The 17,452-nt window shown below is 68.8% G+C and carries 12 protein-coding genes; 6 read left to right on the plus strand and 6 right to left on the minus strand.

What is annotated here, in order from left to right:
- Positions 1 to 171 precede the first annotated feature (171 nt).
- Complete coding sequence (locus ACOJUJ_RS02600; RefSeq protein WP_420125287.1) at positions 172 to 411, minus strand: hypothetical protein; 240 nt, start codon at positions 409 to 411, stop codon at positions 172 to 174.
- A gap of 331 nt (positions 412 to 742) precedes the next feature.
- Here ACOJUJ_RS02600 and ACOJUJ_RS02605 point away from each other — a divergent pair, with 331 nt between their 5' ends.
- Entirely contained in the window at positions 743 to 2,476 is a 1,734-nt protein-coding gene (locus tag ACOJUJ_RS02605) for a right-handed parallel beta-helix repeat-containing protein (protein ID WP_420125288.1), read from the plus strand.
- Positions 2,477 to 3,083: 607 nt separating this feature from the next.
- Positions 3,084 to 5,624 (plus strand): MHYT domain-containing protein, encoded by a 2,541-nt coding sequence (locus tag ACOJUJ_RS02610; RefSeq protein ID WP_420125289.1) that lies wholly within the window; start codon positions 3,084 to 3,086, stop codon positions 5,622 to 5,624.
- A gap of 305 nt (positions 5,625 to 5,929) precedes the next feature.
- On the opposite strand, the gene ACOJUJ_RS02615 is transcribed toward ACOJUJ_RS02610, so the two are convergent.
- Positions 5,930 to 7,099 (minus strand): MFS transporter, encoded by a 1,170-nt coding sequence (locus ACOJUJ_RS02615; RefSeq protein ID WP_420125290.1) that lies wholly within the window; start codon positions 7,097 to 7,099, stop codon positions 5,930 to 5,932.
- Between the two features lie 127 nt (positions 7,100 to 7,226).
- Here ACOJUJ_RS02615 and ACOJUJ_RS02620 point away from each other — a divergent pair, with 127 nt between their 5' ends.
- Positions 7,227 to 7,646, plus strand: a complete 420-nt coding sequence (locus tag ACOJUJ_RS02620; RefSeq protein WP_420125291.1) for a hypothetical protein — start codon at positions 7,227 to 7,229, stop codon at positions 7,644 to 7,646.
- Positions 7,647 to 7,993: 347 nt separating this feature from the next.
- Here the strand turns inward: ACOJUJ_RS02620 and ACOJUJ_RS02625 are convergent, their stop codons facing one another.
- The 3 genes from ACOJUJ_RS02625 to mprF form a co-directional block, all read right to left on the minus strand.
- The gene (locus ACOJUJ_RS02625) at positions 7,994 to 8,296 is read right to left on the minus strand and encodes a hypothetical protein (RefSeq protein ID WP_420125292.1); all 303 of its coding nucleotides are present in this window, start codon (positions 8,294 to 8,296) and stop codon (positions 7,994 to 7,996) included.
- Between the two features lie 83 nt (positions 8,297 to 8,379).
- The gene (locus tag ACOJUJ_RS02630; RefSeq protein ID WP_420125293.1) at positions 8,380 to 9,126 is read right to left on the minus strand and encodes an AcvB/VirJ family lysyl-phosphatidylglycerol hydrolase; all 747 of its coding nucleotides are present in this window, start codon (positions 9,124 to 9,126) and stop codon (positions 8,380 to 8,382) included.
- Complete coding sequence (gene mprF / locus ACOJUJ_RS02635; RefSeq protein WP_420125294.1) at positions 9,123 to 11,744, minus strand: bifunctional lysylphosphatidylglycerol flippase/synthetase MprF; 2,622 nt, start codon at positions 11,742 to 11,744, stop codon at positions 9,123 to 9,125. Before mprF ends, ACOJUJ_RS02630 begins: the two co-directional genes overlap by 4 nt.
- An 865-nt stretch (positions 11,745 to 12,609) precedes the next feature.
- Here mprF and ACOJUJ_RS02640 point away from each other — a divergent pair.
- Positions 12,610 to 13,728 (plus strand): S8 family serine peptidase, encoded by a 1,119-nt coding sequence (locus ACOJUJ_RS02640; protein ID WP_420125295.1) that lies wholly within the window; start codon positions 12,610 to 12,612, stop codon positions 13,726 to 13,728.
- A 379-nt stretch (positions 13,729 to 14,107) separates the two neighbouring features.
- Here the strand turns inward: ACOJUJ_RS02640 and ACOJUJ_RS02645 are convergent, their stop codons facing one another.
- The gene (locus ACOJUJ_RS02645) at positions 14,108 to 15,604 is read right to left on the minus strand and encodes an MFS transporter (protein WP_420125296.1); all 1,497 of its coding nucleotides are present in this window, start codon (positions 15,602 to 15,604) and stop codon (positions 14,108 to 14,110) included.
- A gap of 572 nt (positions 15,605 to 16,176) precedes the next feature.
- Here ACOJUJ_RS02645 and ACOJUJ_RS02650 point away from each other — a divergent pair.
- Together ACOJUJ_RS02650 and ACOJUJ_RS02655 are read left to right on the plus strand one after the other, a co-directional pair.
- Positions 16,177 to 16,641: a hypothetical protein gene (locus ACOJUJ_RS02650; RefSeq protein WP_420125297.1), complete on the plus strand. Its 465-nt coding sequence runs from the start codon at positions 16,177 to 16,179 to the stop codon at positions 16,639 to 16,641.
- The gene (locus ACOJUJ_RS02655) at positions 16,638 to 17,450 is read left to right on the plus strand and encodes an MBL fold metallo-hydrolase (RefSeq protein ID WP_420125298.1); all 813 of its coding nucleotides are present in this window, start codon (positions 16,638 to 16,640) and stop codon (positions 17,448 to 17,450) included. The genes ACOJUJ_RS02650 and ACOJUJ_RS02655 overlap by 4 nt, the downstream gene beginning before the upstream one ends.
- Positions 17,451 to 17,452 lie beyond the last annotated feature (2 nt).

The raw sequence follows: 17,452 nt of genomic DNA on the forward strand, positions 1-17,452 counted from the left end.
GCGCCCAGCACGTGCACCGTGTCGCTGAGGATGGCCACGCCGTTCAGCCGCCCCACGGACGCCGCGTGGCCGGAGAGCGCGGGAACCGCGGCCAGCAGCACCGCGCCGGCGCCGGCCCCCATCCATCCCACCCCCCGCCCGCCCCCCCCCCCCTCCGCGTGATTCTTCTGTTCAGCGCCGGTACTTGCCGTCGGGCCAGCCGCGGTAGGTCATGCAGCTTTTTTGCGCGGCCTCGATGGCGGACACGGATTCGCAGTGCTTCTTGTCCTCTTCGTACTTGGCGCGGCCTGGGTCCACGGCTTTGTCGCCGCCGCCCGACCCGCCGCCGCACGCGCCGAGCAGGACGGCCAGGGCGAGCACGGCGAAGATGTGGATGAACGTGGATCCGCGACGCTGGACGGCGGTGCTCATCTCCCGTTCCTGTGCTGACGAATGCGTGGCTTGCTTGGTTCGCGGCAATCTACGCGCGCCGCGTCGCGGGTGCGAGATCCGGGGCCGCCCCCCCGACCGTGGAGCGGGCGGATGATTCTCCAGATCGCGCATCAGGTGGTGCGATCGACGGGCTTCAGGGCCCCCTGGAACCCAATTCCCGATCCGCACTTCTCCTTAAAACCGTTGCATAACGAGCGGTGTAGGCTTATCCTGATTCCGCACGCCGGCTGTTCATGCCCCGCATCTTCGTTCCTGTTCCGTCTGGAGTAACACTGTCACCTTCATACTTTATTTTGCAGGAGGATCATCAATGCACGAGCGTAGCAAGGTTGTTCTACCGCCCGTCACGGTATTCCTGATTGCCTCGGCCCTGCTGGTCGGGTGCGACGCACCCACCGTCACGGAGAGTGGTCCGTCCGCGACCCCAAACGGGCCTTCAATGCTGATTACCCCCGCATGTGCCGGGTCCGGTGGTCAAACGCACGCGGCCACGACCATCACCACAGCGCAACGATGGACGCGCGCCACCAGCCCCCACCGTGTAATGGGGGGGATTTACGTGAATACGGGCGGTCTGCTGACCATTGAGCCGGGGGTCGTGATCTGCTTCGAGCCTGGCATGGGTATCTATGCTAACAACGGCGGCCGTCTACATGCACGCGGACAGGATACGTCGCGTATCATATTCACAGCGCGTGACCCCGCGCGGGGGTGGAGCGGCCTGCGCTTCGAGGGTTCTCCCGCGATCAGCAGCTACTTGACCTTCGTGCGCATCGAGCACGTCGCTCTCAACGCGGTGGCCGTTACCACAAACAGCTATCACCCCGTCACCTTGGACAGCGCCGTCATCCGGCAGAGTGGGTGGGCCGTTGAGCTGCGTTCGCCGGGCTCGTATATGCGCCGTAGCCGGGTGGACACCACCACCAACCGCAACAATGCTGCGATCTATCTCGAGAACGGAGCCCGCTTTGAGCAGGTGGTCGTGCGCCGCTCGGCGGGCGTCGGCGTGCGGGTACGGGGCAGCAACGTGCTCATACTGGATGGGCGGGTCGAAGGGAGTGGTGGCGTCGGCCTGCAGGTGCAGACGCATCTGATTCATGCCTCCAGCAGGGGGCCGCGTGTGGTCGCCGGCCGCAGCTATGGGGGAGAGATGCCGCTTCCCGTCCTGGCTAAGCTATACGCTACTCCGGCGTTGCAGGACGACTTGCGCGGCAACGCACGGGATACGGTAATCGTCCTGAACGGCGAACTCCGGTCACCGCTCACCGTAGGGCCGCGACTTCCGTTGCTAATCGACTCATGGGGAACCAACGTGGGTTCGGCGGGGGTGCTAACGGCTCAGGCCGGAGCGTCGCTGGTCTTTCGCGGGTCCGCTGGACTGACCTTCAACAACGGAGGACGCCTGGTCTCACGGGGCAAGCGCGGCCTTCCGGTGCGATTCACCGCAGACGATCCCGCAGAGGGGTGGAATGGCCTGCAGTTCAGCGGATCGGCGGCGGCGCTCAGCTATGTCACCAACACGCACATCGAGCACGTGAGCGTGAACTCCACGGCCATCGTCGCCCATAATCCCCACCAGGTAATTGTGGACAGCTCGGTGATCCGGCAATCGGGGCGCGCCGTGAGCCTGTACTCGTTGAACTCTCGGCTCAGCCGCACCCGCGTAGACACCACGCTGGACGCTAACTCGCCTGCCGTGCAGGTGGGTGGTAACGTACGCCTGGAGAGTACGCGCATCACTGCTCCTGCTGGGCCGGGATTGTACATCGGGTCGTCCACCTCGGTCGTGGTCTCGTGCGAGGTCCGCGGCGGAGACAAGGAAGGGATTCTCATGAACTACTACTGGGTGGCAATTCACAATTGCAATCTGGTGAACAACCAGGGGCCGGGAATCCTTAACTCCACGGGACATAACGTAGACGTCAAGAACAATTGGTGGGGAAGCCGTTCCGGACCGAACAGTCCCGGTGGGGATGGGATCAGCGGCCCACTGGATTACACCCCCTGGCGCACCACGCCATACGTACTGCCGTACGTACCCTAAACTGCAGTGTCGCGGATGCGGTTTGTCCAGCAAGTCCGCCGTGTTTCATGCGCACCGCGTTCGCCGGCTGAGGATCGACCTGCTGGGGGCGACTGGTGGAACTCATGCGCCCGTCCAGCGATAGCTGGACGGGCGCGGTCTTCTTCCGTGTTCGGCGCTTTAGCGCGGCCTCGAGCGATATCCTCCACGTCAAAAGACCGGCTCCGTATGATGCCGTCGCTGCAAAACGCGGATTGCTCCCTACCGTGCTTCCATCCCTCTACCGTTCCCTCCGCTTCTACACCTCGCGCGTCTCCGGCCTCCGCCCACGAACCCGGGCGCTGGATCTCGAGTGCATGCGGAAGCGCCGCGAGGAAACTCCGTTGACTCCGGCAACTCCGTTTCCGTGTGATATGAGGCCATTTTTTGCGGATCCGGGATGATTCCGATCGTCTGCGTGATGATCGGACGATGCACGGATTCCCGCAGTCACACATCGAATGACGGTCCTCCATGCGTTCCCGCCAGAGATCTGATTCCGCCGTGTTAAACAGCCTGACCCCGGGGAACCCTTCTTGCGCATCTACGGGCGCGGGGATTCGCTTCTCCCAGGCAGTGCCACTGACACATGAAGGGCAGCCACAACGCCGCGCTCGTGGCGTTTTCCATAGTGATCGCCGTTCTGGCATCCTATACCGCGCTGGCCCTTTCGGCTCGCGTGAACGCCGCGCGCGGGCGTTTTCGCATGGCGTGGCTGGCTGGCGGCAGCGTGGCGCTGGGCATCGGCATCTGGAGCATGCACTTCGTGGGGATGCTGGCGTACCGGCTCCCCGTTCCCGTCACCTACGACGTCCCCCTCTGGCTGCTGTCGATGACGGTGGCCGTGGGCGCCTCGCTGCTGGCGCTGTGGGTGGCCGGCCGCGCCTCGGTCCCCGCGTCCGCCCGCACGGTGGCGGGGGTTCTGATGGGGATCGCCATCGCGGGGATGCACTACGTGGGGATGGCGGCCATGCGGCTTCCCGGCCGCATCTCGTACGACCCCGTGCTGGTGGCGGCCTCGGTCGCCATCGCCATCGCGGCGGCCAGCGCGGCCATCTGGACCTTTCTGGCCTTTCGCGCGGACGAGACGCCGCGGGGGCAGTACGGACGGCTGGCGGCGTCGGTGGTGATGGGCGGCGCCATCGCGGGGATGCACTACACCGCTATGGCGGCCGCGCGCTTTGCCCCGCTCGCCGACGACGCGGTGACGGTGCCCGAAGACCACGTGCTGCGGACGGAGGGGCTGGCCGCGGGCGTCATCGCGGGAACGCTGGTGCTGCTGGCCATCACCCTGCTCACCACCCGCGTGGACCGGCGGCTGCGCTTTCGCGACGCTGAGACCGAGGCGGTGCGCCGCAGCGAGTCGCGCTTCCGCTCGCTGGTCGTCGCCAGCGCGCAGGTGGTGTGGACCACCAGCGCCGAGGGCGACTTCGTGGAGACGCAGCCCAGCTGGGCCGCGTACACCGGCACCCCGTGGGAAGAGCATCGCGGCGGTGGATGGCTCCATTCCGTGCACCCCGACGACCGCGCGCGGGTGGCGGCGGAGTGGCGCGGCGCGGTGAGCGACCAGCGGGTGATGGAGCTGGAGTTTCGCCTGCGCCGCGCCGACGGCGCCTGGCGGAACGTGTCCGTCCGCGCGGTGCCGGTGATGGAAACCGGCGGCCGCGTGCGCGAGTGGGTGGGTGCCGTGACGGACGTGACCGAGCGGCGGCAGGTGGAGGCGGCGCGCGACTTTCTGGCCGAGGCCAGCCGCGTTCTGGCCTCGTCGCTGGACACGGGGGTCACGCTGCGCACGGTGGCGCGGCTGGCCGTTCCCCGCCTGGCGGACTGGTGCGCGGTGGACGTGCTGACGGACGACGGCGAGCTGGAGCGGCTGGCGGTGGAGCACGTGGACCCCGCCAAGGTGCGGCTGGCGATGGAGATCGAGGAGCGCTGGCCCTCTGACCGCGCGGCGCCCATGGGGGTGCACCACGTGCTGCGGACGGGGGAGGCGGAGATGATGCCCGACATCCCCCCCGAGCTGCTGACGTCCGCCGCGCGCGACCCCGAGCACCTGCGGATGATTCACGCGCTGGGGCTGCGCTCGTACGTCTGCGTCCCCCTCACCGCGCGAGGGCGGGTGCTGGGGGCGCTCAGCCTGGTGCACGCGGAAAGCGGCCGCAGCCACACGCCGGCGGACCTGGCGCTGGCCGAGGAGCTGGCGCGGCGCGCGGCCGTCGCCATCGACAACGCGCGGCTGTACACCGAGACCGAGGAGTCGCGCCACCAGCTGGAGCAGCAGACGGCGGAGCTGGAAGAAGCGCAGGCGGAGATGGAGATGGCGCACGACGAGCTGCAGCGCGCCAACGAGGACCTGGCCGAGCGCACCCGCGAGTCGGAGCGCGCCCGCGAGGCGGCGGACGAGGCCAACGCGGCCAAGAGCGCCTTCCTGGCCACCATGAGCCACGAGCTGCGCACGCCGCTGAACGCCATCGCGGGGTACACGCAGCTCATCGACATGGGGATCCACGGCCCGGTGACGGATGCGCAGCGCGAGGCGCTGGACAAGATCCACCGCAACCAGACGCACCTGCTGGGCTTGATCAATGACGTGCTGAACTTCGCCAAGATCGAGGCCGGGCAGGTGCAGTACGAGGTGGGCGACGTGCCGCTGGACGCCACCCTTTCCGCCGTGGAGGCGCTGGTGGAGCCGCAGCTGCGCGCCAAGGGCCTTCGCTACCGCTACGGCGGCGGCGACCCGTTCGTGACCACGCGGGCGGACCGCGAGCGGATGGAGCAGGTGGTGCTCAACCTGCTCTCCAACGCGGTCAAGTTCACGGAGCGCGGCGGCGAGGTGGAGCTTTCGTGGGAGGTGCAGAACGGCTCGGTGCGCATCCACGTGCGCGACACGGGGCGGGGCATTCCGGCGGACAAGCTGGAGGCGATCTTCGAGCCCTTTGTCCAGGTGGATCCGGCGCTCACCCGCTCGGCCGAGGGCACGGGGCTGGGCCTGGCCATCAGCCGCGACCTGGCCCGCGCCATGAAGGGCGACCTGACCGCCCGCAGCGTCGAGGACCAGGGCAGCGTCTTTACCCTCACGCTCCCCCTCGGCCGTCCCGTCTCCCCCGCCATCGAGAACGCCGCGGACTGAGGAAAGAAGGCCTCACACGGAGTCAACGGAGTTAACGGAGTTTGTACGAACCGTTTCCGCTGGCCCTTCTCTTCTTCAAACTCTCAAAGCAATTCCTCACACAGAGTTAACAGAGTCAACAGAGTTTTCTCGTACCGTTTCCTTCGATTGCAGCGGAATCAGCCGGACGCCTCGTACGAACTCTGTTGACTCTGTTAACTCTGTGTGAGGCTTCTTTCTTTCTTTCTTTCTTTGATGATGCGCTCCGTGATCTCGGAACGCCTCGTAGAAACTCCGTTAACTCCGTTGACTCCGTGTGAGGCCAATCAGTTGGGATGCTTGCGTGCGCGAGGAAGCGCGAGGGGAAGCAGCAGCGCGGCCATGAGCGCGATGGCGGCGCCCATGCCGAATGCAGCCTGGGAGCTGACCGACTGCCACACGATGCCGAACACCACGCTCGCCGGCAGCGCCGCCAGCCCGATGGCCGCGTGGTACGCGCCAAACGCGCTGCCGCGCAGCCCCGCCGGCGCCAGCCCCGCCACCAGCGCCTTCTCCGGTCCTTCCGTCAATCCAAAGAACAGGCCGTAGACGATGAACAGCGCCCACACCTGCCACTGCGCGTCCACAAACGCGAATCCCGCGTACACGGCGGCGTAAACCAGCCAGCCGGTGATGATCGCCGTCCGCGCGCCCACCCGGTCGCTCCACCGCCCGCCCCATACGCTCCACGCCGCCTTGCTCACGTGCAGCGCGCCCCACAGCAGCGGGATGGCCGGCGTAGGCACGCCCACCTGGCTGGCGCGCAGCAGCAGAAACGCATCCGACGCGTTGCCCAGCGTGAACAGCACCAGCACGCCCAGATAGCGCGGCAGCACGGGCCCCAGCTCGCGCAGGCGGGGGAGCGGCGGCGCGGGGGCGTCCGCCGGGCGCGGGGCGGGCACGGTCTCGCGCACCCTCCACGCGACCACGGCCACCGTCAGCAGCCCGGGGATCACGGCGAGGGCGAACACCGTCCGCAGGTCGCCGTCCAGCACCAGCAGCAGCGCCGACGCGATGAGCGGGCCCGCCACGGCGCCCGTGTGGTCCGCCGCGCGGTGCAGACCAAACGCGGCGCCGCGCCGGGCTTCCGGAACGGACTCCGCCAGCAGCGCGTCGCGCGGGGCGGTGCGGATCCCCTTGCCCACGCGGTCCAGCAGCCGCACCGCCAGCACGTGCCACCCCACCGCCGCAACCGACACCAGCGGCCGCCCCAGCGCCGCGATCCCGTAGCCGATCGCCGTGAGCCGCTTCCGTTTGCCGGTGCGGTCCGCCATCCACCCGCTGGCCAGCTTGAGCAGGCTGGACGCGCTCTCCGCCGCCCCCTCCACCATCCCCACGAACGCCGCGCCCGCCCCCAGTGTCCCGGCCAGGAACAGCGGGAGCAGGGGATAGATCATCTCGCTGGCGGCATCGTTCAGAAACGAGGCGGCGCTCAGCCACAGCACGTTGCCGCGCATCAGCGACGGCGCGCGCGTCCCGGGCTTGCTCAGATATCGCTCCGTGGTGAAACTTGTGGCTCCCGGCAAACGTTTCCTGAGCGTGCCGGGTTACGGCATCATCCCACCAAAGCAGTTGAGAGGCAAGATGGCGGTACTTCGCAGATGGATCATCGCGGTCGCGATCCTGGTCGCCGCCCCGCTGAACGCACAGACGGCGGATTCGTCGCAGATGGAGCTGGGCCGGCGCTACACGCAGTGGCTGTACGAGGGGCAGACGGACAGCCTCTTCACCAGGTTCTCCCCCGAGATGCGCCAAGCCATCCCCACGGCCGAGGCCTTTGCCGGGATGCGCACGCAGGTCCAGACCCAGCTCGGCGCCGAAACCGAGGTGGTGTCCGAGCGCATCCTGGACCCCACGCCCGCGCCGGGGATGACGGTGTACGTGCGCACGGCCCGCTTCGCCAACGCGCCCATGAACGTCAACGTCACCATCGTGACCGATGCCGAGGGGATCATCCACGGCTTTTCCGTTCGCCCGGCACCCCCGGAGAATCCGACGGAGTGACGGAGTGACGGGGTGAACGGGTGAATGGGTGAACGGGCGGTGCTTTGACCCGCCACCACCCCGGGCTAAAGCCCGGAGCTAGAGATGCCATAAGCCTCGCATGGGCTCGCGGAGCTCGCCCGGCGGGGCTTCACCTGCTCGCGTGGACGGGGCCTGCGCGCGTGGGGCTGTGAGGCGCGTCGACGGGCTGCACAACCGCGGAAGCGCACCGCGGGTTGTGCGACGTTTATACCCTCTCCCGCTTGCGGGAGAGGGTGCGAGCCTTAGCGAGCGGGTGAGGGCACAAAGCCCCGCCGCGATGTGTCGCGGCGGGGCTTTGTGTGTAGCGTCTCGTCGATCGGTGTGGCTCAGTCCACCAGCAGCAGCGCCACCAGCACGCCCAGCGCGATCGCCGCCACCAGGTACCAGAAGCTCTGGTTCATCTGGGCGCTCTCGCCGTTCTTGGCCGCTTCCTGCGCGGCCACACGCTGCTGGATCTCCTCGCGGCTCACGAAGATGGAGGGCGCGGGCACCGGCTGCGTGTTCTCCTGCGGCGCGGCAACCTGCTCGATGGTCGCCTGATCGCCGTTGGGCGACTGCGCATCCTGCTGCGCGGCGGCGGGGGCAGCGGCCAGCAGCGCTGCCGCCGCCAGTACGAGGAGCTTCTTCATCTGCGCACCTCCAACCAGATTAGTGAGGGTGTTCTCGCCCACAGTGGGCGGACGCGGCCGCCTCCGTGCAATCTTCGTGCGTGCTAGTTGGCGGGCCCCCCGTTCGCCCGCTCCGCCAGCTCCCGCACCACCCGCATCAGCCGCGGCCGGTCCCCCTCAAAGTGGTGGCCGCCCTTCAGCCCGATCACCGTCAGCGGCGCCGTCGCCATGGCCGGGCACGCCGCCTTGTCGTCGCCGCGGCCCCACACGCACAGCACCGGAAGCCCCGCCAGCTTCTCCACCTCCGGCCGCGTGGCGTAGCGCGGCGCGCTGGACGTGGTCCACCACTGCTCGATGCGGAACTCGAACACCGCGTCGTGCGCCAGCGCCAGCAGCGCCACCCCGCCAATGCGCGCCCGCGTGTCGTCCGGCAGCCGGTTGATGAGAAACGGCAGCACGTCGGCCCCCATCGAATAGCCCACGAGGACCACCTTCTCCCGCTCCCACGCCTCGCCGTACTGGCGGATGACGGCGTCCAGGTCACGCGCCGACTGCTCCGGCGTTTTGGGCGACCAGTAGTAGCGCAGCGAGTGCCAGATCACCGAGGGGATGCCGTGCGCCGCCAGGTCCGCCGCGACGAGCTTTCCCGTCCCTCCCGTGGGCCCGTCGCCCGTAAGCACGATGGCGAAGGCGCGGCCGGTGCCGCCTTCCGCGGCCGGGAGCGCGCGCAGGGGAAGCGACCGCATCCGCCCATCCTCCATCCCCGGCGTCTCGGGGATGCGGACGCGGCTGCACCCGGTACAGCTTCCCGCCGCCAGAAGAAACGCCGTCAGCGCCGCGATGCGGATCATCCGCCGCCCCGGCCGCGCCGGAAGATCTTGCGGTACCCGCCGGCGATGAGCGCCGACACGTCCGCCGTGATGCGGGCCAGCGCCAGCCCGCCCGGGTAGGCCAGGTAGCGCGGCTCCCAGCTGGGGTGGAACTTTTCCTTGTAGGTGCGCAGCCCCTGAAAGTTGTACAGCACCTCGCCGCGCTGAAATAGAAAGTTTCCGATCCGCGTCCACACCGGTGCCACGGGCGACGGCTCCAGCCCGGAGAGCGGCGCCATCCCCAGGTTGAAGCGGGCGTACCCCTCCGCCTTGCCCCACAGCATCAGGTTCAGCATCAGCGCCTCCATCACGTTGCGCGGCGCGTCCGGCCGGTAGCGCATCAGATCTACCGAAAGCTCCTGCTTTGCCGGCCCCGGCCACACCGTGGCGAACGCGACGATGCGCCCCTCCTCTTCCACCACCGCCACGGGAAAGCGGCGCACGTACTCCGGCGCAAAGAAGCCCAGCGAGAAGCCCTTCTCCGACGCGCGCTTTTCCAGCAGCCACGCGTCCGACACCTCCTGCAGCCGCGGCATCAGCGCGTCCACTTCTTCCACGGGCACCACGCGAAAGGTCATCCCGCTGCGGCCAAAGCGGTTCAGCACCAGGCGAAACGGCTTGTTCTCCGCGCCGTCCAGGCTAAAGCCGTGCAGGTCCACGCACGCCTCTTCGCCCAGCTTGGCGAACGCCAGCCCAAAGTCCGCGTAGTGGTGCAGCTTGTCCTTGCCCACCTGGTAAAAGACGGGAACGCCGCCGTAGTCGTCGCACAGTTCAAAGAAGCGGCGGATCAGCCCCGTCACCGAGCGCGGGTCGCCCACGGGATCGCCCATGGCCACCCAGGTGCGGCCGTGCACCGCGTACATCAGGCAGGCGCGGCCGTCCTCGCTGAACAGCAGCGTCTTGTCGCGCAGGTACACCAGGTAGGGAACGGTCGACGTCTGGGTGTCGATCAGCGGCCGCGCCGCCTCCAGCTCCTCTTCCGTCGGTCTCGTCAGCGTGGGTGGGGCGGGGCGCAGAAAGCGGAGGACGCCAAAGGCCAGCATCAGCACCACGGCCAGCATCGTGGCTCGCAGCGCGCGGGGGGCGTCCTGGTTCAGCGCGAACCGCCACCATAGCTCGTCGCTGTACTCCACGTGCTGAAAGGCGAAGAACCCCAGCCACACCGCCGCGCCCACGACGGAAACCACGCCAAAGATCCACCCGGGCGAAAAGCGCGCAGCCCAGAAATCCGCCTTGCGGTCGAACGCCGGGCGGCTGGCGAACAGGGCCACCGCCAGCGCGCCCAGCAGCGCCGCCTCTTCGTAGTCCGCGCCCTTGAGCAGCGACGCCGCGATCCCCAGCCCCAGCGACGTCATCGCGAACACGAAGGCGATGTCCAGCCGCCGCGCCACCCCGTGCGAAACGATCAGCAGCCCCACCCCCGCCAGCGAGCCGATCAGGTATCCCGCCTCGACCAGCACCAGCGGCACGTGCCGGTCGATCCACGCCAGCCGGTGCGGCTCCGTGGGCGTCGCGCCGGACACCAGCAGCAGCGCGCCGGCCAGAAAGATGAACATCGCCAGCACGCGCGGCGCCACCTGCTGCGAAATGGAGCCGAACCAGCTTCCCCATTTGGCGAAGTGGTGCCGGCGCAGGCGCACCTCGTCCGCCACCAGAATGGCCAGCGCGGCGCCCAGCGGCAGCACGTAGTAGATCAGGCGGTAGAGGAAGAGGGACGAGAAGATCTGCCCGGGCGCCAGGTAGCCGTCCAGCAGCACCACCATGGTCCCCTCGAACACCCCCACGCCGCCGGGAACGTGGCTCACCAGCCCCAGCAGCTGCGCGGCCAGAAAGGCGCTCAGAAATTCCCAGAAGGTCAGTTCCGTCCGCGGCAGCAGCGCGTACAGCACCGCCCCCGCCAGCGCCCAGTCCAGCGTGGAAAGCGCGTACTGCCACGCCACGATGCGCAGCCGGGGAACCGGAATGGTCCACCGCCCCATCCGCACCGGTGCCGGGCGCACCGCCGCCACCACCGCGTACGCCAGCGCGCTTCCCAGCAGCGCCCATCCGCCCACGGCCAGCATGGTGGGGCCCAGCACTTTGCTCAGCCCTGGGTGCGGGTCCATCGCCATGCTCCATCCCGCCAGCACCAGAAAGCCCAGCCAGAAGGTGCCGGAGTAGAAGACCACGATGCGCGAGATCTCCTGCGCCGTAAGCCCCCACCGCGAGTAGAAGCGGTAGCGCACGCTGGTGCCGGAGATGATGGCGAACCCCACGTTGTTGGCCACCGCGTACCCGATGAACGAGGTGGCCGCCACCTTCCAGTCGTTCAGCCTGCGCCCCACGTAGCGAAACGCCAGCAGGTCAAAGCAGCACAGGATGGCGTAGTTGGCCGCCGTGAACAGGATGGAAAGAAGCAGGGCCGAGGGCGGCAGCCCGCGCACCGACTGCCGCACCTCCTGGTAGCTCACGTTCTGCAGCTCGCCGCGCAGCACCAGCACCGCCGCCACGAACAGTGCCACGCCAATGGCCGGCGACACCCATCGCACCGCCCAGTGCATGGGCGCGCGGGGCATCACCTGGGGCTCGGCTGCGTCGGCGGGTGCTGCGGGAACGCTCAAGTTTTTCGGCGAATGGCTGTTGGGGGGCGCCAATGTACGGGCCGCGCTTCCCCGGGAACAGGACGGGTGCGAGTGATAGGAAGTTCCGCGCCTGTTTCGTGAACGGGTGAACGGGTGTGATGGTGTGATGGTGTGATGGTGTGATGGTGCGGACCTGCCGGAGCGTTGCGAGGCCGGCGGTGCACGAGCAGGTGAAGCCCCGCCGGGCGAGCTCTGCGAGCCCAGGGCGGGGCTTATGGCCTTTCTAGCCTCGGGCTTGGGCCGGGGTGGCGACGGGCGCGCCGGTGCCCGATGAGCGCGGATGATCGACACGGTGATCGGCGGGGGTGACCGTCACCGGATGATTGGCACGGATGATCGGGGTGGATGATCACGTTGAATGATTGGTTAGATGATCGGGCGAATCGTCAGGGTGGATGATCGGGTTGGAGAATCGGGCGGGTGATTGGGGCGGATGATCTGATGGCGTGGGGCAATCGGGTGGGTGATCGAGCAATCGTCATCGGATGATAGATCTCGATGATCGCGCGGATATACCGGGACAAGGCCCGTGGTGGCCGAGCCGGTGATCCGGATGGGCGGCGATCCGGGGGCGTAATGGACCCATGCGCCTCGTTCGCACCTGGCAGCCTGCCCCGGAGTGGTTCGGGTGCACCATTGTGGTGCAGGGGCGGGGGAGCAGGCAGGGTGCGCGTTTGGGGGATAAGTTGATGGCTTGAAGGTGTTTAGGTGGAATTTACGTGTTGGGCCCCGTGCTTGCTAAAAAACCAGCCACCTCCCGCGGACCGCCTCGCCATGCTCACCCCCTTGCCGGGAGCCTGGCGCGGGGCCGCACCCCGATTCTCCACACCGAGGAGAGAACGTCATGCGTCGTAGCTTCCCCCTGGCGGCACTGGTCGCCGCAATGAGCCTGGCCGCCTGTGAAGACGGCCCCGTCGCCACCCCCGGCGATGCGTCGCTGGCCCGCTCGGAGAACGCTCCGCTCTACATCGTGACCTTCAAGCCCGGCGTTGACGTGGACGCCGCCACCGCCGACCTGGCGCGCGGCAACAGCTTCACGGTGCACTCCACGCGCAAGCACGCCGCCCCGGGCTTTACCGCCGTCATTCCCGAGGCGCGCCTGTCGCGCATCGTGGCTGATCCGCGCGTCGAGATCGTGGAGAAGGACTACATCGTCACGCTGGACCTGCCCCGCGCCGAGGCGCGTCCGGGCGGCGGTGGCGGCGGCGCGCAGAGCACGCCGTGGGGCATCACCCGCGTCGGCGGCGCCGGCGACGGCACGGGCAAGACCGCGTGGATCATCGACTCGGGCATCGACCTGAACCACACCGACCTGAACACCAGCCGCGCCTGCCACGCCGCCTTTGGCTACAACACCGCGGCCGACGGCAACGGGCACGGCACGCACGTGGCGGGCACCATCGCCGCCAAGAACAACAGCCAGGACGTGGTGGGCGTGGCCGCCAACGCGTACGTCTGCGCGGTGCGCGTGCTGGGCAACAGCGGCAGCGGCAGCTACGCCGACATCATCAACGGCGTAAACTACGTGGCCGCCAACGGCCGCAGCGGCGACGTGGCCAACATGAGCCTGGGCGGCAGCGGCACCAACGCCACCCTCGAGGCGGCGGTTGCGGCGGTGGCGTCGGCGGGGATCAAGATGGTGCTGGCCGCCGGCAACAACGGCACGCACGCCAACAACTTCACGCCGGCCCGCGTGAACGGCTCCAACGTCTACACCATCTCGGCCATCTCCAGCAACGGCTGCATGGCGTCGTTCTCCAACTACGGCAACCCGCCGGTTGACTACGCCGCGCCGGGCGTGAGCGTGCTCTCCACCAAGAAGGGCGGCGGCACCACCAGCATGAGCGGCACCTCGATGGCCGCCCCGCACGTGGCCGGCATCCTGCTGCTGGGCAGCATCCGCACCAGCGGCAACGCCACCTGCGATCCGGACGGCAACCCGGACCCGATCGCCAGCCGCTGATCGCGCGGCGCCGCTCCCCTGACCGGGACCGGCGGATCGGAAGATGAACGAGGCCGGAGTTCCCGTGGGGGGCTCCGGCCTTTTTTCGTGAGCGGGTGAATGGGTGAACGGGTGAACGGGTGAACGGGTGAACGGGTGAACGGGGTGGCGGAGGGTATGCCGCGACCCGCGGGGGCCCTCTCCCCCGACCGGCCTTTTGCTCGTTCCTCGCAACGGCGGTCGACCCCTCCCCCAACTTCGGGGGAGGGGTTGGCGCTTCCTCCATAGCCGTGCCTGTAAACAACCCTCCCTCGAAGTCGGGGAGGTGGGGGGGAGGGTCGTCGAAACGGGTACCCCCCTTCACACCCTCACACCCTCACACCCTCACACCCTCACACCCTCACACCAGCTCGCCGCGGCCGATGCCGAAGGTAAGGAACAGGCTGGCCAGCACGAACACCGCGCTGGTCCAGAACGGAAACCCGGTCCCCAGCGCGTCGAACATCCATCCCGCCAGCAGGGGCGCCATCACCCGCGCCGCGCCGCCAAAGCTCTGCTGCACCCCCATCACCACCCCGCGCTCCCGCGGATCGATCACCTTCGACAGCAGCGCCGTCACGCAGGGAAAGGTGAACGCCGTCCCCAGCGGCACCGTGGTGATCACGATCGCCAGCGCCACGAACTTCCACTCCAGGGGAAAGCGGTCCGGCATTCCGATCGCCAGCGGCGCCGGCGCGCGCCAGAACAGCACGCCCACCACCACCGCGATGATGAAGCCCACCATCCCCAGCATCCGCACGCGCTCCCGGCGCTCCATCGCCCGGGTCACGCGCGCCAGCAGCCCCATCAGCAGCAGCGCCACCAGCACGCCGGCCAGCCGCGCATCTACCCGCGAGCTCCACGCGCCGCCGGGCGGGTTAAGGGTCATCCCCCCGCCCACGCGCCAGGTGAACGGCATCAGCAGCAGCCCCACGCCCAGCAGCGTCTGCCCCAGCCGCGCCAGCCTGGCCTCGCCCAGCGCGTCCACCATCCGCCCCAGCACCAGCGCGCGCACGACGACGGATACGCTCCCCGTCCACAGGAACGCGTAGCCGATCGTCTCGGCCGTCACCCCAAAGCGCGCGTTCAGGAACAGCGCCAGCGTAGAGGTGAACCCCGCGAACGCCGCCATGCCGATGGCGTAGATCCAGATCAGCCGCGGCGCGGGGTCGCCCGGGTGGCCCAAGACACGCGCGGCCATCTCGCGGCCGCGGACCGGAGGCGGAAGGGAGGCGTCGTGCTTTCGGGGGGTATTGGTCTCGGCCAGGAACGCCCAGGCGAACACCATGTTGATAATGCACAGCCCCGCCGCCAGCAGCCCCGGCGCCTGCGAGCCCAGCTGCATGCTGGTGCTCCCCATCACCGGCCCGATGGCCACCCCCGCGTTGGTCGCCGCCGAAAGCCAGCCCAGCGACTTGGCGCGGTCCTGCGGCTCGGTGGCGTCGGCGATGTAGGCCTGCAGCACGCCCACGGTGCCGCCACCCGCGCCCTGCACCAGGCGGGAAAGGAGCAGGATCCACAGGTTGCTGGCGAACGCGAACACCACGTACGAGATGGCCGCCGCCCCCAGGCCGATGAGCAGGGCGGGGCGGCGGCCGTGGCGGTCGGAAACGCGCCCCCACAGCGGGGCGCTCAGCAGCTGGGCAAGGGAGAACGCGGAGACCAGCACGCCTACCCACAGCCCGCCGCCGCCCATGTCCTTGGCGTAGAACGGCAGCAGCGGGATGACCATCAGCACGCCCACCATGTCCACGAAAGCCGTGATCAGCAGGACGGTGAGCTTGCCCAGACGGACCTCGCGCGGCGTGCGGGTGTGATCGATGGACCGGGTGGATTCAGCCCGGTCCGTGCGTGGCAAACGTACCCGCGGGGGTGGGAAGCGTCAATGTGAAGAGGTGAGCGGGTGAGCGGGTGAGCGGGTGAACGGGTGAACGGGTGAACGGGTGTGATGGTGTGATGGTGTGATGGTGTGATGGGTCCGGAGCATCGCGTGGCCTGGGATGCACGAGCAGGTGAAGCCCCGCCGGGCGAGCTCCCCGAGCCGAGGGCGGGGCTTATGGCCGTTCGAGCCGCGGGCTTTTAACCCGCGGTGTCCGCGTGATGTGGTCGGTGTGAACGATGAGGCACACCACGTCCCCTCCACGCGCACCCCAACGTGAATTACCGCAAACCTGCCATTCCGCGAAGGCGGAATTCGTGTAGTTGTTGCTGCGAATTCATTCGCCCTTGCGGCCGCACGCCACGACACCAGATCGTGTCGATGTCGATGTCGATGTCGATATCGGAGTCGGAGTCGGAGTCGGTGTCGGTGTCGGACGAGGCGGCGGGGCTACGGCGAGGCGCTGGTGGGCTGGCTCAAGGAAGAAGCACCCGCCGAAAGGGATCGTTCTCCTTGGAGCGGGAACGAGAAACGAAAGGATCAGGGATCGCATGGCCGTCGCCAAAGACATGCGGTTGCGCCGCTGGGTCAGCTACGCCGCCTGCACGTGGGCCGTGCTGTTCGCCGCGCCGCACGTGTGGTGGGCGCTGGGAATCCCCGCCGGCTTTCCGGGCGGGGAGGCGAGCTATCACCGGTTCATGGGCAGCACCTGGCGCTACGTCTACGATCTGGTCGTCGTCGCGCTGGGCGGCGTGGGCGTGGTGGTGGCGCTGACGCTGCGTGCGCCCGGCGGCGCTGGCCGCTGGCGTGGCGCGCGCGGTGCCGCCGTGGCCGCCAGCGTGGCGCTCACGCTTCGGGGCGTCGCGGGTGCGATCGTCGACGGTGCGTCGGATCCGGTGTGGTGGCCCACGTTTCTCCTCGGCGGCATTCTGTACGGAAGCCTGGCCTGGCTGGCGCGGGCTCCCCGATCGAACGTCACGGCCCGTGTGCCTTCCGCAACCCGCGAGATCCGATGAAGTCCTTTATCTGCACCACCTGCGCAACCCAGTTCGCCGCGACGGAGCAGCCGCCGGCCGCGTGCCCCATCTGCGAAGACGAGCGGCAGTACGTTCCGCCCGCCGGACAGGGGTGGACCACGCTGGACGACCTGCGGCGCACGCACCGCAACGCATTCCGCCGCCTGGAGCCGGGGCTGTACGGCCTCAGCCCGGAGCCACGCGCGGGCATCGGGCAGCGGGCGCTGCTGGTGCGCACGGCCGCCGGGAACGTGCTGTGGGACTGCGTTCCGCTGCTGGACGATGCCACCGTCGACATCATACGCGGCCTGGGCGGCGTGTCGGCCCTCGCCATCTCACACCCGCACTTCTACGCCAGCATGGTAGAGTGGGCGCATGCCTTTGACGCGCCCGTCTTTCTCCACGCGGACGATCGCCCGTGGGTCATGCGGCCCGATCCCGCCATCCGCTTCTGGGAGGGCGAAACGCACCCGCTGGGCAGCGGGCTCACGCTGGTGCGCTGCGGCGGCCACTTTGAAGGAAGCGCGGTGCTGCACTGGGCCTCGGGCGCCGAGGGGCGCGGGGCGCTGCTGACGGGCGACACCATCCAGGTTGTGCCGGACCCGCGCTGGGTGACCTTCATGCGCAGCTTTCCCAACCAGGTGCCGCTGGATGCCGAGCGTGTGCGCCGCATCGTGGGCGCGGTAGAGCCGTACGCGTTCGACCGCATCTACGGCGCCTGGTGGGATGCGCACGTGGAGACGGACGCAAAGGCCACCGTCGCGCGTTCCGCCGCGCGCTACCTGGACGCCATCGCCGGGCGCGGGTGACG

This window comes from Longimicrobium sp. (genome assembly GCF_048594345.1).
Taxonomy (GTDB): Bacteria; Gemmatimonadota; Gemmatimonadetes; order Longimicrobiales; family Longimicrobiaceae; genus Longimicrobium.

Coding starts and splice junctions, on each gene's coding strand:
- ACOJUJ_RS02640 (WP_420125295.1), top strand. CDS start 12,610: ATGCGTCGTAGCTTCCCCCTGGCGGCACTGGTCGCCGCAATGAGCCTG.
- ACOJUJ_RS02610 (WP_420125289.1), top strand. CDS start 3,084: ATGAAGGGCAGCCACAACGCCGCGCTCGTGGCGTTTTCCATAGTGATC.
- ACOJUJ_RS02655 (WP_420125298.1), top strand. CDS start 16,638: ATGAAGTCCTTTATCTGCACCACCTGCGCAACCCAGTTCGCCGCGACG.
- ACOJUJ_RS02625 (WP_420125292.1), bottom strand. CDS start 8,296: ATGAAGAAGCTCCTCGTACTGGCGGCGGCAGCGCTGCTGGCCGCTGCC.
- ACOJUJ_RS02605 (WP_420125288.1), top strand. CDS start 743: ATGCACGAGCGTAGCAAGGTTGTTCTACCGCCCGTCACGGTATTCCTG.
- ACOJUJ_RS02615 (WP_420125290.1), bottom strand. CDS start 7,099: ATGCGCGGCAACGTGCTGTGGCTGAGCGCCGCCTCGTTTCTGAACGAT.
- ACOJUJ_RS02630 (WP_420125293.1), bottom strand. CDS start 9,126: ATGATCCGCATCGCGGCGCTGACGGCGTTTCTTCTGGCGGCGGGAAGC.
- ACOJUJ_RS02620 (WP_420125291.1), top strand. CDS start 7,227: ATGGCGGTACTTCGCAGATGGATCATCGCGGTCGCGATCCTGGTCGCC.
- ACOJUJ_RS02600 (WP_420125287.1), bottom strand. CDS start 411: ATGAGCACCGCCGTCCAGCGTCGCGGATCCACGTTCATCCACATCTTC.
- ACOJUJ_RS02650 (WP_420125297.1), top strand. CDS start 16,177: ATGGCCGTCGCCAAAGACATGCGGTTGCGCCGCTGGGTCAGCTACGCC.